The 20,435-nt window shown below is 60.9% G+C and carries 22 protein-coding genes; 12 read left to right on the plus strand and 10 right to left on the minus strand.

The window, feature by feature from the left end; translation table 11 throughout:
• Positions 1 to 564 precede the first annotated feature (564 nt).
• Together rhtA and F8N66_RS23690 are read left to right on the plus strand one after the other, a co-directional pair.
• Positions 565 to 1,452: a threonine/homoserine exporter RhtA gene (rhtA, locus tag F8N66_RS23685; RefSeq protein ID WP_150772477.1), complete on the plus strand. Its 888-nt coding sequence runs from the start codon at positions 565 to 567 to the stop codon at positions 1,450 to 1,452.
• Positions 1,453 to 1,619: 167 nt separating this feature from the next.
• A complete protein-coding gene (locus F8N66_RS23690) occupies positions 1,620 to 1,901 on the plus strand; it encodes a hypothetical protein (RefSeq protein ID WP_150772478.1) in 282 nt (93 codons plus the stop codon).
• Between the two features lie 15 nt (positions 1,902 to 1,916).
• On the opposite strand, the gene F8N66_RS23695 is transcribed toward F8N66_RS23690, so the two are convergent.
• Positions 1,917 to 2,477 (minus strand): TetR/AcrR family transcriptional regulator, encoded by a 561-nt coding sequence (locus F8N66_RS23695; RefSeq protein ID WP_150772479.1) that lies wholly within the window; start codon positions 2,475 to 2,477, stop codon positions 1,917 to 1,919.
• Positions 2,478 to 2,569: 92 nt separating this feature from the next.
• Between F8N66_RS23695 and F8N66_RS23700 the strand changes: the two genes are divergently transcribed.
• Positions 2,570 to 3,298, plus strand: a complete 729-nt coding sequence (locus F8N66_RS23700) for an SDR family oxidoreductase (RefSeq protein ID WP_150772480.1) — start codon at positions 2,570 to 2,572, stop codon at positions 3,296 to 3,298.
• A gap of 36 nt (positions 3,299 to 3,334) precedes the next feature.
• The gene (locus tag F8N66_RS23705) at positions 3,335 to 3,925 is read left to right on the plus strand and encodes a 2-hydroxychromene-2-carboxylate isomerase (RefSeq protein WP_150772481.1); all 591 of its coding nucleotides are present in this window, start codon (positions 3,335 to 3,337) and stop codon (positions 3,923 to 3,925) included.
• Here the strand turns inward: F8N66_RS23705 and F8N66_RS23710 are convergent.
• A complete protein-coding gene (locus F8N66_RS23710) occupies positions 3,922 to 4,920 on the minus strand; it encodes a zinc-dependent alcohol dehydrogenase family protein (RefSeq protein ID WP_150772482.1) in 999 nt (332 codons plus the stop codon). The two genes, F8N66_RS23705 and F8N66_RS23710, sit on opposite strands and share 4 nt — an antisense overlap.
• Positions 4,921 to 5,037: 117 nt before the next feature.
• Here F8N66_RS23710 and F8N66_RS23715 point away from each other — a divergent pair, with 117 nt between their 5' ends.
• Entirely contained in the window at positions 5,038 to 5,946 is a 909-nt protein-coding gene (locus tag F8N66_RS23715) for a LysR family transcriptional regulator (protein ID WP_150772483.1), read from the plus strand.
• On the opposite strand, the gene F8N66_RS23720 is transcribed toward F8N66_RS23715, so the two are convergent.
• The 4 genes from F8N66_RS23720 to F8N66_RS23735 all read right to left on the minus strand — a co-directional run bounded on the left by F8N66_RS23720 (position 5,939) and on the right by F8N66_RS23735 (position 10,161).
• Positions 5,939 to 7,747, minus strand: coding sequence for an aminopeptidase P family protein (locus tag F8N66_RS23720; RefSeq protein ID WP_150772484.1), 1,809 nt, complete (start codon positions 7,745 to 7,747; stop codon positions 5,939 to 5,941). The two genes, F8N66_RS23715 and F8N66_RS23720, sit on opposite strands and share 8 nt — an antisense overlap.
• 63 nt (positions 7,748 to 7,810) lie before the next feature.
• The gene (locus F8N66_RS23725; protein ID WP_150772485.1) at positions 7,811 to 8,968 is read right to left on the minus strand and encodes an aminotransferase class V-fold PLP-dependent enzyme; all 1,158 of its coding nucleotides are present in this window, start codon (positions 8,966 to 8,968) and stop codon (positions 7,811 to 7,813) included.
• 207 nt (positions 8,969 to 9,175) lie between these two features.
• Complete coding sequence (locus F8N66_RS23730; protein ID WP_150772486.1) at positions 9,176 to 9,790, minus strand: LysE family translocator; 615 nt, start codon at positions 9,788 to 9,790, stop codon at positions 9,176 to 9,178.
• A gap of 101 nt (positions 9,791 to 9,891) precedes the next feature.
• Positions 9,892 to 10,161: a hypothetical protein gene (locus F8N66_RS23735; RefSeq protein WP_150772487.1), complete on the minus strand. Its 270-nt coding sequence runs from the start codon at positions 10,159 to 10,161 to the stop codon at positions 9,892 to 9,894.
• A gap of 409 nt (positions 10,162 to 10,570) precedes the next feature.
• Here F8N66_RS23735 and msuE point away from each other — a divergent pair, with 409 nt between their 5' ends.
• The 4 genes from msuE (at position 10,571) to F8N66_RS23755 (ending at position 14,724) form a co-directional block, all read left to right on the plus strand.
• Positions 10,571 to 11,134 carry an FMN reductase gene (msuE, locus tag F8N66_RS23740; protein WP_150772488.1) on the plus strand — a complete coding sequence of 188 codons (564 nt, stop codon included), beginning with the start codon at positions 10,571 to 10,573 and terminating at the stop codon, positions 11,132 to 11,134.
• Positions 11,135 to 11,144: 10 nt separating this feature from the next.
• The gene (ssuD, locus tag F8N66_RS23745; RefSeq protein ID WP_150772489.1) at positions 11,145 to 12,290 is read left to right on the plus strand and encodes an FMNH2-dependent alkanesulfonate monooxygenase; all 1,146 of its coding nucleotides are present in this window, start codon (positions 11,145 to 11,147) and stop codon (positions 12,288 to 12,290) included.
• Positions 12,291 to 12,408: 118 nt separating this feature from the next.
• On the plus strand, positions 12,409 to 13,596 hold the full coding sequence (locus F8N66_RS23750) for an acyl-CoA dehydrogenase family protein (RefSeq protein WP_150772490.1): 1,188 nt from the start codon (positions 12,409 to 12,411) through the stop codon (positions 13,594 to 13,596).
• Between the two features lie 24 nt (positions 13,597 to 13,620).
• Positions 13,621 to 14,724, plus strand: a complete 1,104-nt coding sequence (locus F8N66_RS23755) for a sigma-54 interaction domain-containing protein (protein WP_150772491.1) — start codon at positions 13,621 to 13,623, stop codon at positions 14,722 to 14,724.
• On the opposite strand, the gene F8N66_RS23760 is transcribed toward F8N66_RS23755, so the two are convergent.
• On the minus strand, positions 14,721 to 15,086 hold the full coding sequence (locus F8N66_RS23760; RefSeq protein WP_150772492.1) for an antibiotic biosynthesis monooxygenase: 366 nt from the start codon (positions 15,084 to 15,086) through the stop codon (positions 14,721 to 14,723). The genes F8N66_RS23755 and F8N66_RS23760 overlap by 4 nt on opposite strands.
• Before the next feature lie 94 nt (positions 15,087 to 15,180).
• Between F8N66_RS23760 and soxR the strand changes: the two genes are divergently transcribed.
• Positions 15,181 to 15,654, plus strand: a complete 474-nt coding sequence (gene soxR, locus F8N66_RS23765) for a redox-sensitive transcriptional activator SoxR (protein ID WP_150772493.1) — start codon at positions 15,181 to 15,183, stop codon at positions 15,652 to 15,654.
• A 100-nt stretch (positions 15,655 to 15,754) separates the two neighbouring features.
• On the opposite strand, the gene F8N66_RS23770 is transcribed toward soxR, so the two are convergent.
• The 3 genes from F8N66_RS23770 to F8N66_RS23780 all read right to left on the minus strand — a co-directional run bounded on the left by F8N66_RS23770 (position 15,755) and on the right by F8N66_RS23780 (position 18,489).
• Entirely contained in the window at positions 15,755 to 16,525 is a 771-nt protein-coding gene (locus F8N66_RS23770; RefSeq protein WP_150772494.1) for a MetQ/NlpA family ABC transporter substrate-binding protein, read from the minus strand.
• Between the two features lie 81 nt (positions 16,526 to 16,606).
• On the minus strand, positions 16,607 to 17,272 hold the full coding sequence (locus F8N66_RS23775) for a methionine ABC transporter permease (protein WP_150772495.1): 666 nt from the start codon (positions 17,270 to 17,272) through the stop codon (positions 16,607 to 16,609).
• A 2-nt stretch (positions 17,273 to 17,274) separates the two neighbouring features.
• Positions 17,275 to 18,489 (minus strand): SfnB family sulfur acquisition oxidoreductase, encoded by a 1,215-nt coding sequence (locus tag F8N66_RS23780; RefSeq protein WP_150772496.1) that lies wholly within the window; start codon positions 18,487 to 18,489, stop codon positions 17,275 to 17,277.
• A gap of 310 nt (positions 18,490 to 18,799) precedes the next feature.
• Here F8N66_RS23780 and F8N66_RS23785 point away from each other — a divergent pair, with 310 nt between their 5' ends.
• Both F8N66_RS23785 and F8N66_RS23790 read left to right on the plus strand, forming a co-directional pair.
• Positions 18,800 to 19,258: a VOC family protein gene (locus F8N66_RS23785; RefSeq protein ID WP_150772497.1), complete on the plus strand. Its 459-nt coding sequence runs from the start codon at positions 18,800 to 18,802 to the stop codon at positions 19,256 to 19,258.
• Positions 19,259 to 19,471: 213 nt separating this feature from the next.
• Entirely contained in the window at positions 19,472 to 20,347 is an 876-nt protein-coding gene (locus tag F8N66_RS23790; RefSeq protein ID WP_150772498.1) for an alpha/beta fold hydrolase, read from the plus strand.
• Positions 20,348 to 20,435 lie beyond the last annotated feature (88 nt).

Here is a 20,435-nt window from a genome sequence, read left to right on the forward strand (position 1 = left end):
GTTGGTTACATCTTTGATTTCTCGCGGAGTAACTTGTGATGCTGATAATCTGTTGACTAGCAGTCTGATACCACAAGCACCCACACGAATTGCTTGATTCAGTTGTTAAAGAGCGGTTGGTTAAGATGTTCGTCTCAACCGAGGCGCGCATTCTACAGCAGCCTCATTTGCTGTCAAGTGGTTATTTTCAGAAGTTTTCAAAGTTTCCTTTGTAACTTCAACCACTTGCGCTTTCGATCTCTCGTCAGCGGGAGGCGAATTCTACAGCGTTACACGCTGCTGTCAACACCTCTTTTTCAACTCCCTTTCGGCTTCGGTGACCTGAAGCAACTTGCTGTCGAAACCTTCGTAACTCATTGTTTACCAAGGAGTTTTCCGTTTGGACTGCGCCGGAAGTGGGGCGAATTATAGACATCTGAAATCTGCCGTCAAGCATTGATTTGGATTATCTATCAACGACAACAAATTCGCCCTGATATATAGACGCGCTCGCCTCGATTGCGCAGTATATTGCCCAATATCAAGCACAACACCCAAGCTCCTTACTTCGGACGATGCCTCTCAATGAATGATCAGCCTCGCAGCCTTGCCTCGACCCTGTTTTCGGTCGGCCTGCTATTAATAGCCATGGCATCGATCCAGTCCGGCGCCTCCCTTGCCAAGAGCATGTTCCCGGTCATCGGCGCTCAGGGGACCACCACCCTGCGTCTGGTCTTTGCCAGCGTGATCATGCTGCTCCTACTGCGCCCATGGCGAGCGAAACTCACATCCAAATCCCTGCGCACCGTCATCGTCTACGGCATGGCGCTGGGTGGCATGAACTTCCTCTTCTATATGTCCTTGCACACGGTCCCCCTGGGTATCGCGGTGGCACTGGAGTTCACCGGCCCCCTGGCGGTGGCCATTTACGCTTCACGACGGGCAATCGACTTTCTGTGGATCGCCCTTGCGGCAGTCGGCCTGCTCCTGCTGATACCCACAGGGGCGACGAGCGCAAGCATCGATCTGCTGGGCGCCGGTTACGCTTTGGGCGCTGGCGTCTGCTGGGCGCTGTATATCCTTTTCGGTCAGAAGGCTGGCGCGGACAATGGCGTGCAGACTGCTGCGCTGGGTGTGATGATTGCGGCGCTGTTCGTAGCCCCCATCGGCATTGTTCATGCGGGTGCTGCGCTGCTGACGCCGTCACTGATCCCGATAGCCATCGGTGTTGCCATCCTGTCCACTGCCCTCCCCTATACCCTGGAGATGGTCGCCCTCACGCGCATGCCTGCCAGGACGTTCGGTACATTAATGAGCATTGAACCGGCCTTCGGTGCTCTTTCAGGTTTGCTGTTCCTTCATGAATACCTCTCCCTGTCACAGTGGATGGCTATCTTGTGCATCATTCTGGCTTCCGTCGGCGCGACCATGACCATGGGCAGCGCCGCCAAGCCCGCCATTGCGGCGGATTAGCGCGAGATTTGACGAGGCACTGGTATTTACCGCTCGTTTAGGCCATGTTTAGTTCCGCAACCCAGTGTCAGGCATGGATTTTTCAGGACAGGGACATCAGAACGCTTCATGCGAAAGCGAATACTGCCAGACCGGGCGTCAGATCCGGAAATGCACTAAGGACAGCAATGAAACGAATTTTGATACTGATCGCCGTACTTGCAATTGCGGGCTGTGCGGCGACATCGAAAACCCAGACCAAACACGGCAAGAAAGGGCTGCACATCAACTGTTCAGGGCTGTCATCTTCTTGGGACAAGTGCTACGCCAGTGCGGCCAATTCGTGCGCGCCCAAGGGATACAAGGTCATCGCCAAATCCGGGGATGCCGTGGAGGAGCCGGGTGATTATCCATTTGGCCTCAACCCTGCGGGCTATACCAGCCGCAGCATGATCGTCATCTGCAAGTAAATCGACAGACCCTTGTCAGTGCCTCTGGCCTGCGATCTGACGACCGATTTCATCGTGACTGGATTTCAGCACTGTACGCTGAAGGTCCGCAGTGGCGAGCATGCGCGCAACCACCAGCGCGCCGATACATTGCGACAGAATGGCCCAGGCCAGGCTGTCGCTCCCCAGTAGCTGCGCCCAACTCTCCTGAAGCTGACAAATCCAGTGCTCGGCCTGCTGTCGAACCCGCACATCGGAACGGGCAATCTCGGCACCCAATGCGGGTAACGCGCAGCCGGTTTCCGGATGCTCGACATGGGACATGCTGAGGTAGTGCTTCAAGCAGCGCTCAAGCTTGTCGCGATCCTGATCGGCGCCCAGGCGCTCCAGACTCTGGCGCAACTCATGCTCGACGATTGAAGCGAACAGTTCGTCTTTCGACGAAAAATGACTGTAGAACGCCCCCCCGCTCAAGCCGATCGCTTTCATCAAGCCATCGACACCCACCGTGGAGAAACCGGACTTCTTGGCAGACACCGCGCTGCTTTGCAGCAACTTGTCCCGGGTTTCCAGCTTGTGATTGGCCGAGTAACGCATTGTCCTTCCCTCAGAGTTGATCGCCTTGACGTTGCTCGAATCGTAGCATAACGTTCGTTTAGTTAACGATCGTTTACCAAAGGGATCTACCCATGAATAACAAGAAGGTCGTACTGGTTGTCGGCGCGGGTGACGCTACGGGTGGCGCTATTGCCAAGCGTTTTGCACAGGAAGGATTTGTCGCCTGCGTCACCCGCCGCAGCGCGGACAAGCTCCAGCCGCTGGTGGATACCATCAAGGCCACTGGCGGTGAGGCCCATGGTTTCGCCTGCGATGCGCGCAAGGAAGAAGACGTGGTGGCACTGGTCGAGCAAATCGAAAACGAGATCGGCCCTATCGAAGCGTTCGTGTTCAACATCGGTGCCAACGTGCCGTGCAGCATTCTGGAAGAAACCGCCCGCAAGTATTTCAAGATTTGGGAAATGGCCTGCTTCTCAGGGTTTCTCAATGCCCGTGAAGTGGCCAGGCGCATGGCCAAGCGACAACGGGGGACCGTCCTGTTCACCGGTGCCACCGCCGGCATGCGCGGTGCCGCCGGTTTTGCCGCGTTCGCCGGCGCCAAGCACGGGATCCGGGCGCTGGCACAAAGCATGGCCCGTGAACTCGGGCCGATGAACATTCACGTCGCCCACGTCATCGTCGACGGCGCGATCGATACCGATTTCATTCGCGACAACTTCCCTGAAAAATACGCGACCAAGGACCAGGACGGCATTCTCAACCCTGAACACATTGCCGAGAATTACTGGTACCTGCACAGCCAGCCCCGCGATGCCTGGACTTTCGAACTGGACCTGCGTCCCTGGAGCGAACGCTGGTAAACCTTCCCCTACAACAATAAGCAGAGCGCATCGACCATGAGCAAAACCGTGGAATTCTTTTTTGATCTGGGCAGTCCCGCCACCTACCTGGCGTACACCCAGCTGCCCAAACTCTGTGAGCAAACCGACAGCCAGTTGATCTACATCCCAATCCTGCTCGGCGGCGTGTTCAAAGCCACCGGCAACGCCTCGCCGGCGACCATTCCGGCCAAGGGTCGCTACATGTTTCAGGACCTCGACCGATATGCCAGGCGCTATGGCGTGCCGCTGAAATTCAATCCGCACTTCCCGATCAACACCCTGATGCTGATGCGCGCCGTCACCGGTATGCAGCTGCGCCATCCAGAACGCTTTGCCGCGTTCATCGATTGCCTGTTCAAAGCGCTGTGGGTTGACGGCCGCAGCCTCGACGAGCCGGCCACCGTCGCCACGGTCCTGACCCAGAACGGTTTTGATCCTGAGCAGGTGCTAGCCCTGACGGCCGACGAGGACGTGAAGGCCACGCTCAAGGACAACACCGAGAAAGCCGTGCAACGGGGTGTATTCGGCGCTCCGAGCATGTTTGTCGGCGACCAACTGTTCTTCGGCCAGGACCGACTGGACTTCGTCCTTGAAGCCCTGAGTTAAATCTCGATGACCAACCGCCCTTGTGCCGCTCCCGACTGGAGCAGCGCATGGGCGGCCTCGGCTGTTTGCAGGTTGAAGCGGCGCGGATCGAGGATCGGTTTGAGCTTGCCCGCCTCGATCAGGCTAGCCGTCTCGCGCAATATATCCCCGTGATGCTCGCGCCCCTGCCCCGTCAGCAATGGCAGCAGGGTGAATACACCCGAATAAGTCGCGCCTCGAAACGAAAGCGGCGCAAGACTGTGCTGACCCCAACCCAGGCAACTCACCACGTGACCGTGATAGCTGCGCACCGCCTTGAAGGAGGCATCCAGGGTTTCGCCACCCACCGTGTCGTAGACAATATCGAAGCCCTCCCCGCCCGTGTGCTCAGCCACATAGGCCTCGACCGCAGATTTTCGGTAATCGATAAAGGTTGCGCCCAATGCTTCGATGATTCCCTGCTGCCGCGCGGAGCCAGTGGCAAACACCTGCGCACCGAACGCACGGGCAATTTGTACCGCGACATGACCGACACCGCCCGCCGCGCCATGTATCAACACTGTTTGCCCCGGCTGCACCCGCGCCCGGTCGACCAACCCCTCCCACGCCGTTATCAGCACCAACGGCAACCCTGCCGCTTCACGCATGCTCAGATTGCCGGGCTTAGGCGCCAGCAACCGCGCATCGACCACCGCGTACTCAGCCAACGAACCCTGTACCCCGCCAATCCCGGTGGCCATGGCATAGACCTCATCGCCCGGTAACCAGTCATTCACGCCCTCCCCCAACACTTCCACGGTCCCCGCCAAGTCCATACCCAACACCGCCGGCAATGCCTGTCGCGCATGGGCGGCCTGGCCCGAGCGAATTTTCCCGTCCAGCGGGTTCACCCCGCTGGCCGCGATCCTCACCAACACCTGCCCCGACCCGGGCATCGGTCGTTCAATGGACGCCAGGCGTAACGGTGCATTAGCCGAATCAACAATCAGTGCGCGCATAAGCCGTGAATCAGTCATTTCTCGAATTCCAGTCAGATGAGTTTGCAGGACTGATCTTCCACCCACTCACTCATGCCGATAAGACACCGTGTCGCTATAGTGAACATGCCCATTTGGCATGAATGAGAAACGCCCGTGGATAAACTCAATGCAATGGCCATTTTTGTCCGGGTGGTGGAGCGCGGCAGTTTTTCCGCCGTCGCCCGGGAATTGCAGACCAGCCAGCCGACCATCAGTAAAGTGCTGCGGGCGCTCGAATCCGAGCTGGGGGGAAGGCTGATCGCTCGTAGCACCCGCAAGTTATCCCTGACGGATGAAGGTCAGCGGTATTACAGCGAGTGCCGGCAAATCCTCGCTGCGGTGGACGCCGCCGAGCACAGCTTCCAGTCCGGCCGGGAAACCATCGCCGGCCCCCTGAGGATCGGCTCCTCCGTCAGCTTCGGGCGCTTGCAGATTGCCCCGCGCCTGCCGGCATTCCTCTTGTGCCATCCCGGCGTGCAGGTTGACCTGCAACTGAACGATCAGAATCAGGACCTGGTCAGCGAAGGCCTGGATGTCACGTTCAGGATCGGCGCGTTGAACGACAGCGGCCTGATCGCCCGCCCTGTCGGCACGACCCACCGGATCACCGTCGCGGCGCCGCAATACCTTGCACAACACGGCCAGCCACAAACGCCCGAAGAACTCGGCGCGCACAACTGCCTGCTGTTCAATCTGCTGACCAGCCAGAATCTATGGGTGTACGAGAAGGATGCCCAGCGCTACGCAGTACGGATAAAGGGCAATGCGCAAAGCAACAACTCCGAAGCGATTCGCGAGATGGTGCTGGGTGGATTGGGGATTGCACTGTCGCCAGTGTGGCTGTTCAGCGAAGACCTGAAAGCCGGGAGAGTGATCGCGATTTTGCCGGAGTACACCGCACAATCGCTGCCGATTCATGCCGTGTTCCCGGCGAACCGTCGCCAGTCCGCCAGGGTCAACGCCTTTGTCGACTACATGAGCCTGGCGCTGAAATCAGCGCCAGAACTCCTGCCGGTCAAATAGCCGCGGTGCGGGTGTTCAACCACTCGAGGGCCGCACCGTCGAGCAACGGACTCAAACGCTCGCGCACTTCGGCGTGATAAGCGTTGAACCACTGCTTTTCCTCTTGGCTGAGCAGCGACGGCTCCAGGCAACGGGTGTCGATCGGGCACAGGGTCAGGGTTTCGAATTTCAGGAACTCGCCGAACTCGCTGCTGCCTGCTTCACGGTTCATCGCCAGGTTTTCGATACGCACACCCCAACGCCCCGGACGATAAGTGCCCGGTTCGATGGACGTGATCATGCCCGGCTGCATCGCGGTTTGCGGTGCGGGCGCGGCTTGATAGGCGATGACTTGCGGACCTTCGTGAACATTGAGGAAGTAGCCGACGCCGTGACCGGTGCCGTGACCGTAGTCGACGCTTTCGGCCCAGATCGGCGCGCGGGCGATGGCGTCGAGCAACGGCGACAGAATGCCCTTGGGGAATTGCGCGCGGGACAAGGCAATCACGCCTTTGAGCACGCGGGTGCAATCGCGCTTCTGCTCGGCCGTCGGCGTTCCGACCGGCACCATCCGTGTGATGTCGGTCGTGCCGCCCAGGTACTGGCCACCGGAGTCGATCAGCAACAGGCCGTCACCCTCGATCACCGCATGCTCTTCTTCGGTGGCGTGGTAGTGGGGCATGGCGCCGTTGGCGTTGAACGCCGCGATGGTGTTGAAGCTCAAGGACACGTAACCCGGACGACGCTCGCGCGCGGCGGTGAGTTTTTCGTCGATGGTCAGTTCGGTGATGCGCTCACGGCCCAGTGCCGAGTCGAGCCAGGTGAAAAACTCACACAGTGCCGCGCCGTCCTGCTCCATGGCCTGACGGATGTGCCCGGCATCGGCCAGGCTTTTCTGCGACTTGGCCAGGGTGGTCGGGTTCAGACCCTCGATCAGCTGCACGCCGCTGTTCAGGTTGCCCAGCAGGCCGGCGGTCACGCGTGCCGGATCGACCAGCAGGCTCGCGCCGTTCGGCACTTCACCCAGGGCGGCCGCCACTTCACTGTAGTCACGCAGGGTCACGCCGTCCTGCTCAAGGACCGCACGCAGCTGCGCATCGACCTTGCTCAGCGCGACGAACAGGGTTGCCTGCTGCTGGCTGATCAGGGCGAACGATACGAACACCGGGTTGAACGAGACGTCGCAGCCACGCAGGTTGAACAGCCAGGCGATGTCATCGAGGGTGGCGATGAAATGCCAGTCGGCACCCTTCGCCTGCAAGGTTTCGCGCAGCGTGGCGAGTTTTTCGCCGCGGCTGACGGTGGCTTGCGGTGGCAAGTGCTGATAGATCGGCTCGTTCGGCAGAATCGGGCGATCACTCCAGACTTCGTTCAGCAGATCGATGTCGGTGCGCAGGCGGGCGCCGCGCTCTTCGAGCTTGCTGCCCAACGTGCGCGCCGAGGCCACGGCCATCACCGCGCCATCGACCGCGACTACGCCGCCTTCAGGGGTTTGCTCGGCGAGCCAGTCCAGAGGACTCGGTTGCCCCGGCTGCAGCTTGACCAGCTCGATGCCGCTGCCCTTGAGTTCCTTGGTCGCCTGCTCCCAATAACGGCTATCGGCCCAGACACCGGCAAAATCCGGGGTCACGATCAGGGTGCCGACCGAACCGTGGAAACCGGACAACCACTGACGCCCTTGCCAGTAGCCCGGCAGGTATTCGGACAGGTGCGGGTCGGCCGACGGCACCAGAAGCGCGTGAATGCCCTCCCGGCTCATCAGCTCGCGGGTTTGCGCCAGGCGCTGGGGCACCGATCCATTGATCGAAGACTGCGTACTCATCGTAACTCCTGCTAACCACTCATCATTGTTGTGTAGTGCCGATCGGTGTCGGCGCTTTGTGCCCTATTGCCAGAATGCCGGAGCACTGGCGCAGGCGGCTTTAATCAGGTGTGCCGCTTCATCGACGTCCTGCTCGGTGGTGAAACGCCCAAGGCTCAAGCGAATGGTGCGACTCGCCGAACGGGCGTCATGCCCCAGCGCCAGCAGCACGTGGGATGGCGCATTGCTCGCGGAATTGCAGGCCGAGGTCGCGGAAAACGCAATCGAGGCGAGCAATGCCGTCGAATTGAACTCACCTTCACTGAAAGTCAGGCTCAGGGTATGCGGGATGCGCTGGCTCGCGCTGCCATTGAGGCGCACGCCCGGGATGTTAAGCAGATGATCGAGCAGGCGCTCACGCAGCCCCACGATCACGGCTTTTTCTTCATCGAACGAAGCCGCCGCCAGCGCAAACGCCTCGCCCATGGCGACGATCTGATGAGTCGCCAGGGTGCCGGAACGCAAACCGCCCTCGTGCCCGCCGCCGTGGATCTGCGCCAGCAGCCGCTGTTGCGCCCGCGGGCCGACATACAACGCGCCGATGCCCTTGGGGCCATAGAGCTTGTGCGCCGAAAACGACATCAGGTCGACCGGCCACCCGGCCAGGTCGATCGCCACTTTACCCGCGCCCTGGGCCGCATCGACGTGGAACAGCGCACCGCGATTTCGTACCGCCTGGCCGATGGCCGGGATGTCGTTGACCGTGCCCAACTCGTTGTTGACCAGCATCAGCGACACCAGGAAGGTGTCCTCGCGCATGGCGTCACTGACCGCTTGCGGGGTGATCAGCCCATCGGCGTCCGGCACCAGGTACGTCACCGCGACGCCGGCATCCTGCAACTGCCTTGCCGTGTCGAGGATGGCCTTGTGTTCGATCTGGCTGGTGATGAAGTGGCCGCCGGCAACGCCGCGCGCCTGGGCAACGCCCTTGAGGGCGAGGTTGTTGGATTCGGTGGCGCCAGAGGTCCAGACAATCTGTTCGGGCGTGGCACCCACCAGTTCGGCGACCTGGCGCCGGGCCTGCTCGACCGACTGCCGGGCCTGTTGGCCGAAGGTGTGGGAGCTGGAGGCCGGGTTGCCGAAATTACCGCTAAAACCCAGACACTCAACCATCACCTTGATGACCCGCTCATCCACCGGCGTGGTGGCGGCGTAGTCGAAATACAACGGACGTTTATTCATAAAAGACTCGCAGAGCGTGTTCCGGGATCAGGAGGCTCGTGACTGCAAACGGCAAGGCGCAGCCTCGTGAGCCGCGCCTGATGTTTTCAGAACGTTACCAATACCTGATCGGATGCCGTTAAAGAAGTCCAACTTCATTAAAAGTGCGTAGGAACGCTCCTGAAAAGCGAGCTTAACAGGCATCGGGCAACCGGTTGAAGCAATGCGTCAGCTAAAGCTTTCGAGCAGTATCGGATACAGCGACGCGACCAGCAGCGCGGCCATGCCCCAGTTGAACAGACGCAACCAGCGGCGGTCTTTCAGCACGTTGCGCAACAGCGTGCCACACGCGGCCCAGACGCCGACGCTCGGCAGGTTGATGATCGCGAACACCGCCGCAATCACGATGACATTGGTGAAGTAGCCCTGCATCGGCGTGTAAGTGCTGATGGCGCCGATGGCCATGATCCACGCCTTGGGATTGACCCACTGGAACGCGGCAGCCCCCAGATAGCTGATCGGTTTGCCCTCGCCCTTCTCACTGTCCGATACCGGCCCGGAATGGGCGATTTTCCACGCCAGGTACAGCAAGTACGCCGCGCCGACGTAGCGCAGCACGGTATAGAGCACCGGGTAAGTCTGGAACACCGCGCCCAGGCCAAAGCCGACCGCCACCACCAGCACGAAGAAGCCGCAGGTAATGCCAAGCATATGGGGGATGGTCCGGCTGAACCCGAAGTTCACGCCGGATGCCAGCAGCATCGTGTTGTTCGGGCCGGGCGTGATCGAGGTGACGAGGGCAAACAGGGCAAAGCCCAGCAGCAGATCGAGGGAGAGTGTCATGAGTGGCAGTCCATCAGGGTCGGTCAGGTATTGACCCTATCGCACACCCCGGCGCAAACCCATGGACAGTTGGGTGAAAGTTCGAGCAGTACAGTTTCGGCTCAGCTTGGACGACCGTGCAGCTGTACAGCTCGCTCGGCGTTCATCTCACCCTGCTTGTCGAAGCCGAAGGCCTTCTGCGGCTCGCCGAGCAATTCGGCTTTTTTCGCGTGGTATTCGTCAAAGGACAAACCGCGGCGATTCAATGCCTCCAGCGCCAGCTCCCGGGTTTCTTCAGCGGTGTAGGGCCGCAACTCCGGGGAAACATGGCTGGCACAGCCGGCCAGAACGGAAAGGGTCAACAGCAGGAAAGTAGTGATCAGGGTTTTCATGTCGAGCGTCCTGGCATCTGGGTTCGGGGCAATGAACACAGGCTACTCGCGCCTTCACGCGGGCAGAAATCAACGCTCTCGATAGTCGCTATCGAGTTTTCCTAATCGGCTTTCCAATCACCCCCTCATATTCCACAAAAATCTATAAATATTAATTTAACTTCTTTTACGGAATAAAAAGAAAGCTCTATAACAACTCCATTCGCTGACGAACTGTTGCTCACGCAACTGTTTGCCACGCAACAGCCATTCAACAATAAGCCCTGAAACATCAACATCGCGAGCCGGTCGGCGCGCTGCAAGCCCCGAAATACAAGGGCTTGAGGGATTGGTACAGCTCTTGCTCAAGGGGGATAAGCCCAGTGATGACTCACTGCTCCTCCAGCAACTGTTTAAAAAGGAACTGATCATGTCGCGTCCATTGAAAGTCGTTGCCGTTTCCGGCGGCACCTGGCGTCCGTCCCGCACCCTGGTGCTCACCCAGGCGCTGTTGGCACAACTGGGTGAACAACTGCCGATCGAGAGCAAGCTGATCGAACTGGCTGACATCGCCCGACCATTGGGCGCCGCGTTGTCCCGCCAGGAAGTCAGTGCAGAGATCGAAGCCGAACTGCAAGCGATTGAAAGAGCCGACCTGTTGATTGTCGCCGCGCCGGTTTTTCGCGGTTCCTATCCTGGCCTGCTCAAGCACCTGTTCGACCTGATCGATCTGAACGCACTGATCAATACCCCGGTGCTGCTGGCCGCCACCGGTGGCAGCGAGCGTCATGCGCTGGTGCTCGATCATCAGCTGCGACCGCTGTTCAGTTTCTTCCAGGCGCTGACGTTGCCAATTGGCGTGTACGCCACCGAAGCCGATTTTTCCAATTATCAAATAACCAGTGAACTGCTCAAGGCCCGCATTCAACTGGCTGCAGAACGCGCCGCGCCGTTGTTCGGTGCATACCAAAACAATCTGCTGAAAATCGCTTAAGGACTTCTTCATGGATGTTTTCTGGTTCCTGCCCACCCACGGCGACGGTCATTACCTGGGCACCACGCAGGGCGCACGCCCGGTCACCCTCAACTATCTGAAACAAGTGGCCCAGGCGGCCGACAGCCTGGGGTATCACGGCGTACTGATTCCCACCGGGCGTTCCTGCGAGGATTCGTGGGTCATCGCTTCGGCGCTGGTGCCGTTGACCGAACGCTTGCGCTATCTGGTGGCGATCCGTCCCGGGATCATTTCGCCCACCGTCTCGGCGCGCATGGCGGCCACCCTGGACCGACTGTCCAACGGCCGCTTGCTGATCAACGTCGTGACCGGCGGCGATCCCGATGAAAACCGCGGCGACGGCAGCTTCCTCGATCACAGCGAACGCTACGAAGTCACCGACGAGTTCCTGAAGATCTGGCGCCGGGTGTTGCAGGGCGAATCCGTGGATTTCGAAGGCAAGCACCTGCGGGTGCAGAACGCCAAGGCGCTGTATCCACCGGTGCAGAAACCCTATCCGCCGCTGTACTTCGGCGGTTCATCCGATGCCGCCCATGACCTGGCCGCCGAGCAAGTGGATGTCTACCTGACCTGGGGTGAACCACCGGCCGCCGTGGCGCAAAAACTGGCCGATGTTCGCGAGCGCGCCGCGCGTCACGGGCGCACGGTGAAGTTCGGGATTCGCCTGCACGTGATCGTTCGCGAGACCGCCGAAGAAGCGTGGAGAGCCGCGGACAAACTGATCGAACACATCAGCGACGACACCATCGCCGCCGCGCAGAAATCCTTCTCGCGCTTCGATTCCGAAGGGCAGCGGCGCATGGCCGCCCTGCATGACGGGCGTCGCGACAACCTGGAGATCGCGCCCAACCTGTGGGCCGGCGTCGGCCTGGTGCGTGGCGGTGCCGGGACCGCACTGGTCGGCGACCCGCAGCAAGTGGCGGCGCGGATCAAGGAGTACGCAGACCTTGGGATCGAGAGTTTTATCTTTTCCGGATATCCGCATCTCGAAGAGGCGTATCGCTTTGCCGAACTGGTGTTCCCGCTGCTGCCCGAGCCGTACGCCAGTCTTGCCGGCCGTGGCACCACCAACCTCACCGGGCCGTTTGGCGAAATGATTGCTAATGATGTGCTCCCGGCTCAGACCAAAGCCTGATGTCGCCCTGTCCTGTAGGAGCTGCTGAAGGCTGCGATCTTTTGATCCTGATTCTTTCAATCAAAAGATCGCAGCCTTCGGCAGCGCCTACAGGGTCCACAACAAGAAGGAAACCCGCGTGACTGCCAAGCCGCACAGCGCCCTGATCTCCCCGTTGCAAACCGCCCGCCAGCTGGCCGCCGGGTTTGCCTTGACCGCCGTCGAACGCGACGAGCGTGGCGGCACGCCCAAGGCCGAACGTGACGCCCTGCGCCACAGCGGTCTGCTGGCGTTAAGCATTCCCACCAAGTTCGGCGGCCTCGGCGCGAACTGGAGCGACACCCTGACCGTCGTGCGCGAATTCGCCAAGGTCGACAGTTCGATTGCCCACGTGTTCGGCTTCCATCACCTGATGCTCGCCACCGTGCGCCTGTTCGCCCGGCCCGAGCAATGGCAGCCCTGGTTCGAACAGACCGCGCGCAAGAACTGGTTCTGGGGCAATGCCCTCAACCCGCTGGACACCCGCACCGTGGTGAAGAACCTCGGTGGCTGGCGTGAGTTTTCCGGCAAGAAGAGTTTCTGCTCCGGCGCCAGCGATTCGGAAATGCTGATTGCCTCGGCAGTGGATGAAAGCGCGGGCGGAAAACTGTTGATCGCCGCGATTCCGACCGGCCGCAGCGGCATCACCTTGCACAACGACTGGAACAACATGGGCCAGCGCCAGACCGACAGCGGCAGCGCCACGTTCGAACGGGTACGCGTCGAAGAATCGGAACTGCTGCTGGACCCGGGTCCGTTGAGCACGCCGCTCGCCTGCCTGCGCCCGCTGATCGCCCAGCTCACGTTCACCCACATGTTCCTCGGCATCGCCGAAGGCGCCTTCGAGGAAGCACGGCAATACACGCTGACCGAGACCCGGCCGTGGCACAAATCCACCGCTCGGGAAGTGCATCAGGACCCTTATGTGCTTGGCCACTACGGTGATTTCTGGGTGGCCCTGGAAGGCGTCCGCTTGCTGGTGGAACGTGCCGCCGAATTGCTCGACAAGGCCTGGGCAAAGGGCCCTGACCTCAGCGCCGAGGAGCGCGGCCACCTGGCCACCGCCATCGCCACGGCCAAGGTCGCCGCGACCCGCAATGGCCTGGAGCTGTGCAGCCGCCTGTTCGAAGTGACCGGCGCGCGCTCGACCCACGCTTCGCTGCGCCTGGACCGCCACTGGCGCAACCTGCGCACCCAGACCCTGCATGACCCGGTGGATTACAAACTCCAGGAGCTGGGTGACTGGGCGCTGAACCAGGCCCTGCCGATTCCGACTTTCTATTCATAGCCTGCCCTACAGGGAGCGTGCCCCATGCAACTGCTGACCTTACCGCCCTCGCCCGCGCTGGCCACGTCGATCCGTGCCACGGCCCAGGTGTTCGAAGACCCCAAATCCCAGGCCCTGCTTGCGCATTTGCAACAGGTCGCGCCGAGTGAAGCCAGCGTGCTGATCATTGGCGAAACCGGCACCGGCAAAGAGCTGGTGGCGCGCCATATCCACAACCTCAGCGCCCGGCGCAACCGGCCGTTCGTGGCGGTGAACTGCGGCGCGTTTTCCGAATCCCTGGTCGAGGCCGAGCTGTTCGGTCATGAGAAAGGCGCGTTTACCGGAGCATTGAGCGCCAAGGCCGGCTGGTTCGAAGAGGCCGATGGCGGCACGCTGTTCCTCGATGAAATCGGCGATCTGCCGATGGCGATCCAAGTCAAGTTGCTGCGGGTGCTGCAAGAGCGCGAAGTGGTGCGCCTGGGTTCGCGCAAGAGCATTCCCATCAACGTGCGGGTGCTGGCGGCGACCAACGTACAACTGGAAAAGGCCATCAACGCCGGGCATTTCCGCGAAGACCTGTACTACCGGCTCGACGTGGTCAGCCTGGAACTGAGCCCGCTGCGCGAGCGCCCCGGTGACATCCTGCCGCTGACCCGTCATTTCATCGATGCCTACAGCCAGCGTCTGGGCTATGGCAGCATCACCATCAGCAAAGAAGCCGAACTGAAACTGCGCAGCTACAGCTGGCCGGGCAACATCCGCGAACTGGAAAACGTCATTCACCACACGCTGTTGATCTGCCGCAACGGCGTAATCGAGCGCGACGACTTGCGCCTGTCGAACATGCGCATCGAGCGTCCGGACGATCACCATTCTCAGGTCGACGACTCCGCCGAAGCGCTATTGAATCGCGCCTTCCAGAAGCTCTTCGAGGAACAGGCCGGTGCATTGCACGAGAAAGTCGAAGACGCCTTGCTGCGGGCGGCTTATCGCTTCAGCCACTACAACCAGGTGCACACCGCTGCCCTGCTGGGCCTGAGCCGCAATGTGACCCGCACGCGCCTGATCAAGATCGGCGAACTGGCGGTGAACAAGCGCCGGCCCACGGAAAACGTCCAGGGCGAACGCTTGATGCAGTTGTCGATTTAAGCCACCAGATTGCAGTGCAACGCGTGATCATGGCTGCGCTCCAGGCTGTGCAGCACCTGGTAGGAGCCAAAGGTCACGGTTTTCGCCTGATGGGCGCGGATCAGTTGCCAGAAATCCTGTTCGCCGCTTTCAAAACTGTGAAACGCGGCTTCCCCGGCCTCCCGGGTTTGCCATTGCAGGTAATTGAGCACCCGCCGACCGTCATCGCTGGCCTGGATGCTGGCACTCAGAAAGCCACTGTAATGCTGGGCCAGGCGCTCGGTCTGCTGCGACAGTGCCGAGACCAGTGCCGGCTGCTGATGGGGTTCGATCTCGAATTCGATCAACTGGGTGAAGCTGCGATTTTTCTCTGGCGCTTGCATGAATAGTCCCCACTACCTGTAAGACGGATCTTGCGATCCGAAGGCGTGCAGGTTAAAACCTCGACTTAACTAGAGGTCAAGGGGCAATTTTCAGATGATCACTTCGGAAAACCTGCATAAGGAACTCACCGTCGGCCAATTGGCGGCACGCAGCGGCGTGGCGGTCACGGCGCTGCACTTCTATGAGTCCAAAGGGTTGATCAGAAGCAATCGCAATCAGGGCAACCAGCGGCGTTATCCACGGGAAGTGTTGCGGCGGGTGGCGTTGATCAAGGTGGCCCAGCGGCTGGGCATTCCTCTGGCGGAAATTGGCGAGGCGCTCAAAGCCCTGCCGGACAACCGCGCACCGACGGCGGCGGACTGGCAGCTGTTGTCGGCGCAGTGGAGCCGGGACCTGGACGAGCGGATCCATCAGCTGACGCTGTTGCGCGACAAACTCAATGGCTGCATTGGCTGCGGGTGTTTGTCGATGGAGGCGTGTCCGTTGCGCAATTTTGGCGATGTGCTGGGGGACCAGGGGCCGGGGGCGCAGCTGCTGGCGTCGGGATCTGATCCGAAATTCAGTTGAGCCCTTCGCGAGCAAGCCCGCTCCCACAGTTGACCGCGTTTGTGCGGGCAACTGTGGGAGCGGGCTTGCTCGCGAAAGCGGTATGTCAGTCGGCGAAGATTTAGAACCCCGGCGCAATCTGCCCTTTGTAGCGCGTCAGGATGAACTGGCGCACATCATCGGAATTCAGCGCCTTGGCCAGCTTCTGCAGGCCAGGGTCGTTGATGTTGTCCGGCCGGGCGACGAGGAACTCGATGTACAGGCTCTTGCCTTTCTCGACGATCAACGCACTGTTGGTGTCGATCCCGGCTTCCAGCGCGTAGTTGGCAAAGACGAACGCCAGGTCCACCTGGCTCACCGAGCGCGCCAGCAACGCGCCTTCCAGTTCGCGGATTTTCAAGTGTTTCGGGTTTTCGGCGATGTCCCGTTGGGTCGCCAGGGTGTTGCTCGGATCCTTGAGCTTGATCAGCCCGGCTTCGTGCAGCAGCACCAGCGCGCGACCGGTGTTCACCGGGTCGTTGGGGATCGAAACGGTGGCGCCGTCCTTGAGTTCGGAGATGTTCTTGATTTTGGTCGAATAAGCGCCAAACGGCTCGATGTGCACGCCGACCACCGGCACCAGGTCGGTGTGGCGGGTCTTGTTGTAGTCATCGAGGAATGGCCGGTACTGGTAATAGTTGGCGTCGAGGTTCTTCAAGGCCAACTGCTGGTTGGGCTGGATGAAATCGGTGAAGACCTTGATGTCCAGGTCCACGCCTTCCTTGGCCAGGGCCGGTTTGACGAATTCGAGGATTTCCGCGTGCGGCACCGGGGTGGCGCCCACGGTGAGTTTTTCGTTGGCGTGAACGCTCAACGAAATCAAGGCAGCCAGAACGGCCAGGGTCTTTTTCATGCTGTGCTCCTAGGCAGATTTCAAGTGGCCGTCGTGGGGCGGACGTGGGGCCGTGTTTTTTTGGATGATTGAATCGAATCGTTATCGATGGCTGTAACGCGCCACCAGTCGGTCACCGCTCATTTGCAGGGCCTGGACCAGGACCAGCAACAGCACCACCGTGACCACCATCACGTCGGTCTGGAATCGTTGATAGCCGTAGCGGATCGCCAGATCCCCCAGGCCGCCGCCACCGATCACCCCGGCCATCGCCGTGTAATCGACCAGCACGATCGCGGTCACCGTGACCGCCGCCAACAGTCCCCCCCGGGCTTCGGGCAGCAAGGTGTAGCGGATGATTTGCCAGGTGTTGGCACCCATGGCCTGGGTCGCCTCCACGACGCCGCGATCGACTTCGCGCAAGGCGGTTTCCACCAGCCGCGCGAAGAACGGCGTGCAGCCCACCACCAGCGGCGGAATGGTTCCCGGCACGCCCAGCGAAGTGCCGACCAGCACGGTGGTCAGGGGAATCAGCACGATCAGCAAAATGATGAACGGCAGCGAACGCAGCATGTTGACGATCACCGACAACACCCGATAGACCCCGACCGCTTCATGCAACTGGCGCTTGCCGGTGAGGAACAACAACACCCCCAGCGGCAACCCCAGCAGCACGGTGAAACCGAGGGCCGCGCCGAGCATGCTCAGGGTGTCGAGGCAGGCCTGGCCGATGTCGGCCCAGTAAATGTTCTTGAACCATTCAGCCATGATCACGACCAGTCGTGGCGCGGCGGTTTCACGCCGTTGAGCAGCCAGTTGCCGACCACGTGGTACTTCCAGCGCACCGGGTCGTGCAGGGTATGCACCCGGGCGTTGCGCCAGTGACGGTCGAAGTTGTGCTTCTTCAGGGTCGAGCGGGTGCCGCCGAGTTCGAACAGTTTGTTGGTCGCTTCGATGGCAATTTCAGTGGTCAGCACCTTGGCCTTGGCCACGGCCAGGGACGCGCGGGCCACGTTGTCTTCATCGGGTGCCGGACGCGCCGCATCCAGGGCGAGGCCGGCCCGTTCGAGCAGGGCTTCGGCCGCTTCCAGGCGAATCTCCAGGCCACCGACCTGAATGATGGTCAGCGGGTCTTCGCTGGCGTTGTCCACACCCGCGTCGATCCATGGCCTTGCGAATTGCCGGACGAATGCAACGGTGTCGCGCAGCGCCGCGCGGGCGATGCCGGCGTCGATGGCGGCAGTGGTCAACTGGGCGAACGGGCCGGCCAGGGTCGGATTTTCATAGGAGCGATACGTCGGGAACAGGTTGAAGGCCGGGACGTGCAGGTCTTCGGCCAGCACGGTGCCGCTGGAGGTGGTGCGCTGCCCGATGCTGTCCCAGTCGTCGACCACCACCAGGCCTTGTGTACCGCGCTCGACAAAAGCCAGTTGGCCTTTTTGTTCTTCATCCAGCGCCAGCACCGCCAGCCAGTGGGCGTAGAGCGAACCGGTGCAATAACCCTTGCGTCCGTTGATCACGTAACCGTCGCCGTATGGACGGAGGGTCGCCTGAATGTCCTGCACGTTTTTGCCACCGGTTTCCGACAAGGCATTGGCAAACCGGTGGCCTTGCAGCGCCAGCGCGAAGAAATGCGCTTGCTGTTGCGGCGTGCCTTGCAGGCGGATGTCTTCCAGCAGGCAGTAGTGGTTTTGCGGGATCTGCCCCAGGGACGGATCCGCCGCCGAGATGATCGCGATGACCTGCGCCAGCACCGCATAGGACACCTGCGCGCCGCCGAATGCCTTCGGCACGGTGATGCCCCACAGACCGCTGTTGGAATACAGGTCGACGATCTCTGCGGGTACCTGGCGGGTGCGGTCGCGCTCGGCGTCCTGTTCCAGCAGGACGGCGGCCACGTGCTCCGCGACACGCAGGGCTTCGGCTTCGTCGGCGATGCGATGGGCGGCCGGTGGGTTGATCGGATAGACGGCAGACTGGGACATACAGGACTCTCGATAGCGTGTTTATCGCTGGTCTTGCAGCTTCTGTGCCTGACGGCCCGAGCCCCTGTTTTCGGGTGAATCGGGCGGAAAATGCCGGGTTCTGGATGAGAAAGCCGAGCAATCTGTTGCTTCACTGTTGATGGCTGAACACTGGCTGATCCCCCCTGTAGGAGCTGCCGCAGGCTGCGATCTTTTGTGAACTTGCCAAATGTTGAAGATCAAAATCTAAAGATCGCAGCCTCCGGCAGCTCCTACAATCATTCGGCTGGAGGGCGATCTTCAACTCACAACAAAATCAGGGAGACCGATCATGAGCGTCAAACCTATTCCAGAGGGTTACCACAGCATCACCCCGTACCTGGGCATTGCCAAAGCCGCCGAAGCCATCGAGTTCTACAAAAAAGCCTTCGGTGCCATCGAAGTCATGCGCCTGTCCATGCCCGATGGCGGTATCGGCCACGCCGAACTGCGCATCGGCGACTGCCCGATCATGCTCGGCACCCCCTGCGATCAAGGGCCGTTGAGCAATCCGGACCAATCGCCGTCGGTGGGCCTGCATTTGTATGTGACCGATGTCGACAGGTCTTATCAACAGGCGATTGCCGCAGGCGGCATCGTGGTGTCGCAGGTCAAGGATCAGTTTTATGGCGACCGTTCCGGGACACTGAAAGACCCCTATGGCCATTTGTGGTTTTTGGCCACGCGCAAGGAAGACCTGACCCAGGAGCAGATCGAGCAGCGGGCCAGGGAGATGTTTCAGCAGGGTTGAGATCTTGAGTGAATGTCAGGGCCTCTTCGCGAGCAAGCCCGCTCCCACAGGCGTACGAGTTCCAATGTGGGAGCGGGCTTGCTCGCGAAGGGGCCTGAAAAGGCACCACCTGCCTCCTTGAACACAGTTCGTGAACAATCACACCACACCCTGTGGCTTGCCCTCACCGCCCACCCCTTTCAGGATGCACACACCCACAACAAGGAGACCTCCATGTTTGCCGGATTCCTGAAAGACCAGCGCCACGTCAACGGTGTGGACATCGCCTGCCGTATCGGCGGCAGCGGCCCGGGCCTGCTGTTGCTGCACGGTCACCCGCAGACCCATGTCATCTGGCACAAGGTTGCCGAACAACTGGCCGAACACTTCACCGTGGTCGCCGCGGACCTGCGCGGTTATGGCGACAGCAGCAAGCCACCCGCCGATGACCGGCACAGCCACTATGCCAAGCGCGAAATGGCCAGGGATAACGTCGAACTGATGCAGTCCCTCGGTTTCGAGCGTTTCTCGGTGCTGGCCCATGACCGGGGCGCCCGGGTTGCCCATCGCCTGGCGCTGGACCATCCGGAGGCCGTGCAGCGCATGGTGCTGCTCGACATCGCGCCCACCCTGTCGATGTACGCGCAGACCAACGAAGCCTTTGCCCGCGCGTACTGGCACTGGTTCTTCCTGATCCGCCCGGCGCCCTTGCCGGAAACCCTGATTGAAGCCGACCCCGAAGCCTACCTGCGCAGCGTGATGGGCAGCCGCAGCGCCGGGCTCAAACCCTTTACCCCCGAGGCCTTTGCTGAATACCTGCGCTGCCTGAAACTGCCGGGCGCCGCCCGGGGCATCTGCGAGGATTACCGCGCCAGCGCCAGCCTCGATCTGGAGCATGACCGCGCCGACATCGACGCCGGTCATCAACTGAATCTGCCATTGCTGGTGCTGTGGGGCGCCGAAGGCACGGTCGGGCGCTGCTTCGAGCCGCTCAAGGAATGGCAGCAGGTGGCCACCGACGTGCGTGGCAAGGCATTGCCCGCCGGCCATTACATCGCCGAAGAAGCCCCCGGGCTGCTGCTCGCCGAAGTGCTGGATTTCCTGCGCTGAAGTTCCCCGTCACCGGTTGAATCCGCTTCCTCCGCCGGCTATCAGTAGCCCGTGGGGGCTCGCCATGCCTTGGCAAAAATCCGCTTTC

The sequence above is a fragment of the Pseudomonas fluorescens genome, from assembly GCF_902498195.1.
GTDB classification, from domain to species: Bacteria; Pseudomonadota; Gammaproteobacteria; order Pseudomonadales; family Pseudomonadaceae; genus Aquipseudomonas; species Aquipseudomonas fluorescens_BU.

Bases quoted from the DNA above. Each gene is read 5' to 3' on its own strand.
- F8N66_RS23705 (WP_150772481.1), top strand. From the start codon at position 3,335: ATGAGCAAAACCGTGGAATTCTTTTTTGATCTGGGCAGTCCCGCCACC.
- ssuD (WP_150772489.1), top strand. From the start codon at position 11,145: ATGGATGTTTTCTGGTTCCTGCCCACCCACGGCGACGGTCATTACCTG.
- F8N66_RS23725 (WP_150772485.1), bottom strand. From the start codon at position 8,968: ATGAATAAACGTCCGTTGTATTTCGACTACGCCGCCACCACGCCGGTG.
- F8N66_RS23770 (WP_150772494.1), bottom strand. From the start codon at position 16,525: ATGAAAAAGACCCTGGCCGTTCTGGCTGCCTTGATTTCGTTGAGCGTT.
- F8N66_RS23700 (WP_150772480.1), top strand. From the start codon at position 2,570: ATGAATAACAAGAAGGTCGTACTGGTTGTCGGCGCGGGTGACGCTACG.
- F8N66_RS23690 (WP_150772478.1), top strand. From the start codon at position 1,620: ATGAAACGAATTTTGATACTGATCGCCGTACTTGCAATTGCGGGCTGT.
- F8N66_RS23730 (WP_150772486.1), bottom strand. From the start codon at position 9,790: ATGACACTCTCCCTCGATCTGCTGCTGGGCTTTGCCCTGTTTGCCCTC.
- F8N66_RS23735 (WP_150772487.1), bottom strand. From the start codon at position 10,161: ATGAAAACCCTGATCACTACTTTCCTGCTGTTGACCCTTTCCGTTCTG.
- F8N66_RS23760 (WP_150772492.1), bottom strand. From the start codon at position 15,086: ATGCAAGCGCCAGAGAAAAATCGCAGCTTCACCCAGTTGATCGAATTC.
- rhtA (WP_150772477.1), top strand. From the start codon at position 565: ATGAATGATCAGCCTCGCAGCCTTGCCTCGACCCTGTTTTCGGTCGGC.
- F8N66_RS23755 (WP_150772491.1), top strand. From the start codon at position 13,621: ATGCAACTGCTGACCTTACCGCCCTCGCCCGCGCTGGCCACGTCGATC.
- F8N66_RS23775 (WP_150772495.1), bottom strand. From the start codon at position 17,272: ATGGCTGAATGGTTCAAGAACATTTACTGGGCCGACATCGGCCAGGCC.
- F8N66_RS23695 (WP_150772479.1), bottom strand. From the start codon at position 2,477: ATGCGTTACTCGGCCAATCACAAGCTGGAAACCCGGGACAAGTTGCTG.
- F8N66_RS23790 (WP_150772498.1), top strand. From the start codon at position 19,472: ATGTTTGCCGGATTCCTGAAAGACCAGCGCCACGTCAACGGTGTGGAC.
- F8N66_RS23785 (WP_150772497.1), top strand. From the start codon at position 18,800: ATGAGCGTCAAACCTATTCCAGAGGGTTACCACAGCATCACCCCGTAC.
- F8N66_RS23710 (WP_150772482.1), bottom strand. From the start codon at position 4,920: ATGACTGATTCACGGCTTATGCGCGCACTGATTGTTGATTCGGCTAAT.
- msuE (WP_150772488.1), top strand. From the start codon at position 10,571: ATGTCGCGTCCATTGAAAGTCGTTGCCGTTTCCGGCGGCACCTGGCGT.
- F8N66_RS23780 (WP_150772496.1), bottom strand. From the start codon at position 18,489: ATGTCCCAGTCTGCCGTCTATCCGATCAACCCACCGGCCGCCCATCGC.
- F8N66_RS23720 (WP_150772484.1), bottom strand. From the start codon at position 7,747: ATGAGTACGCAGTCTTCGATCAATGGATCGGTGCCCCAGCGCCTGGCG.
- soxR (WP_150772493.1), top strand. From the start codon at position 15,181: ATGATCACTTCGGAAAACCTGCATAAGGAACTCACCGTCGGCCAATTG.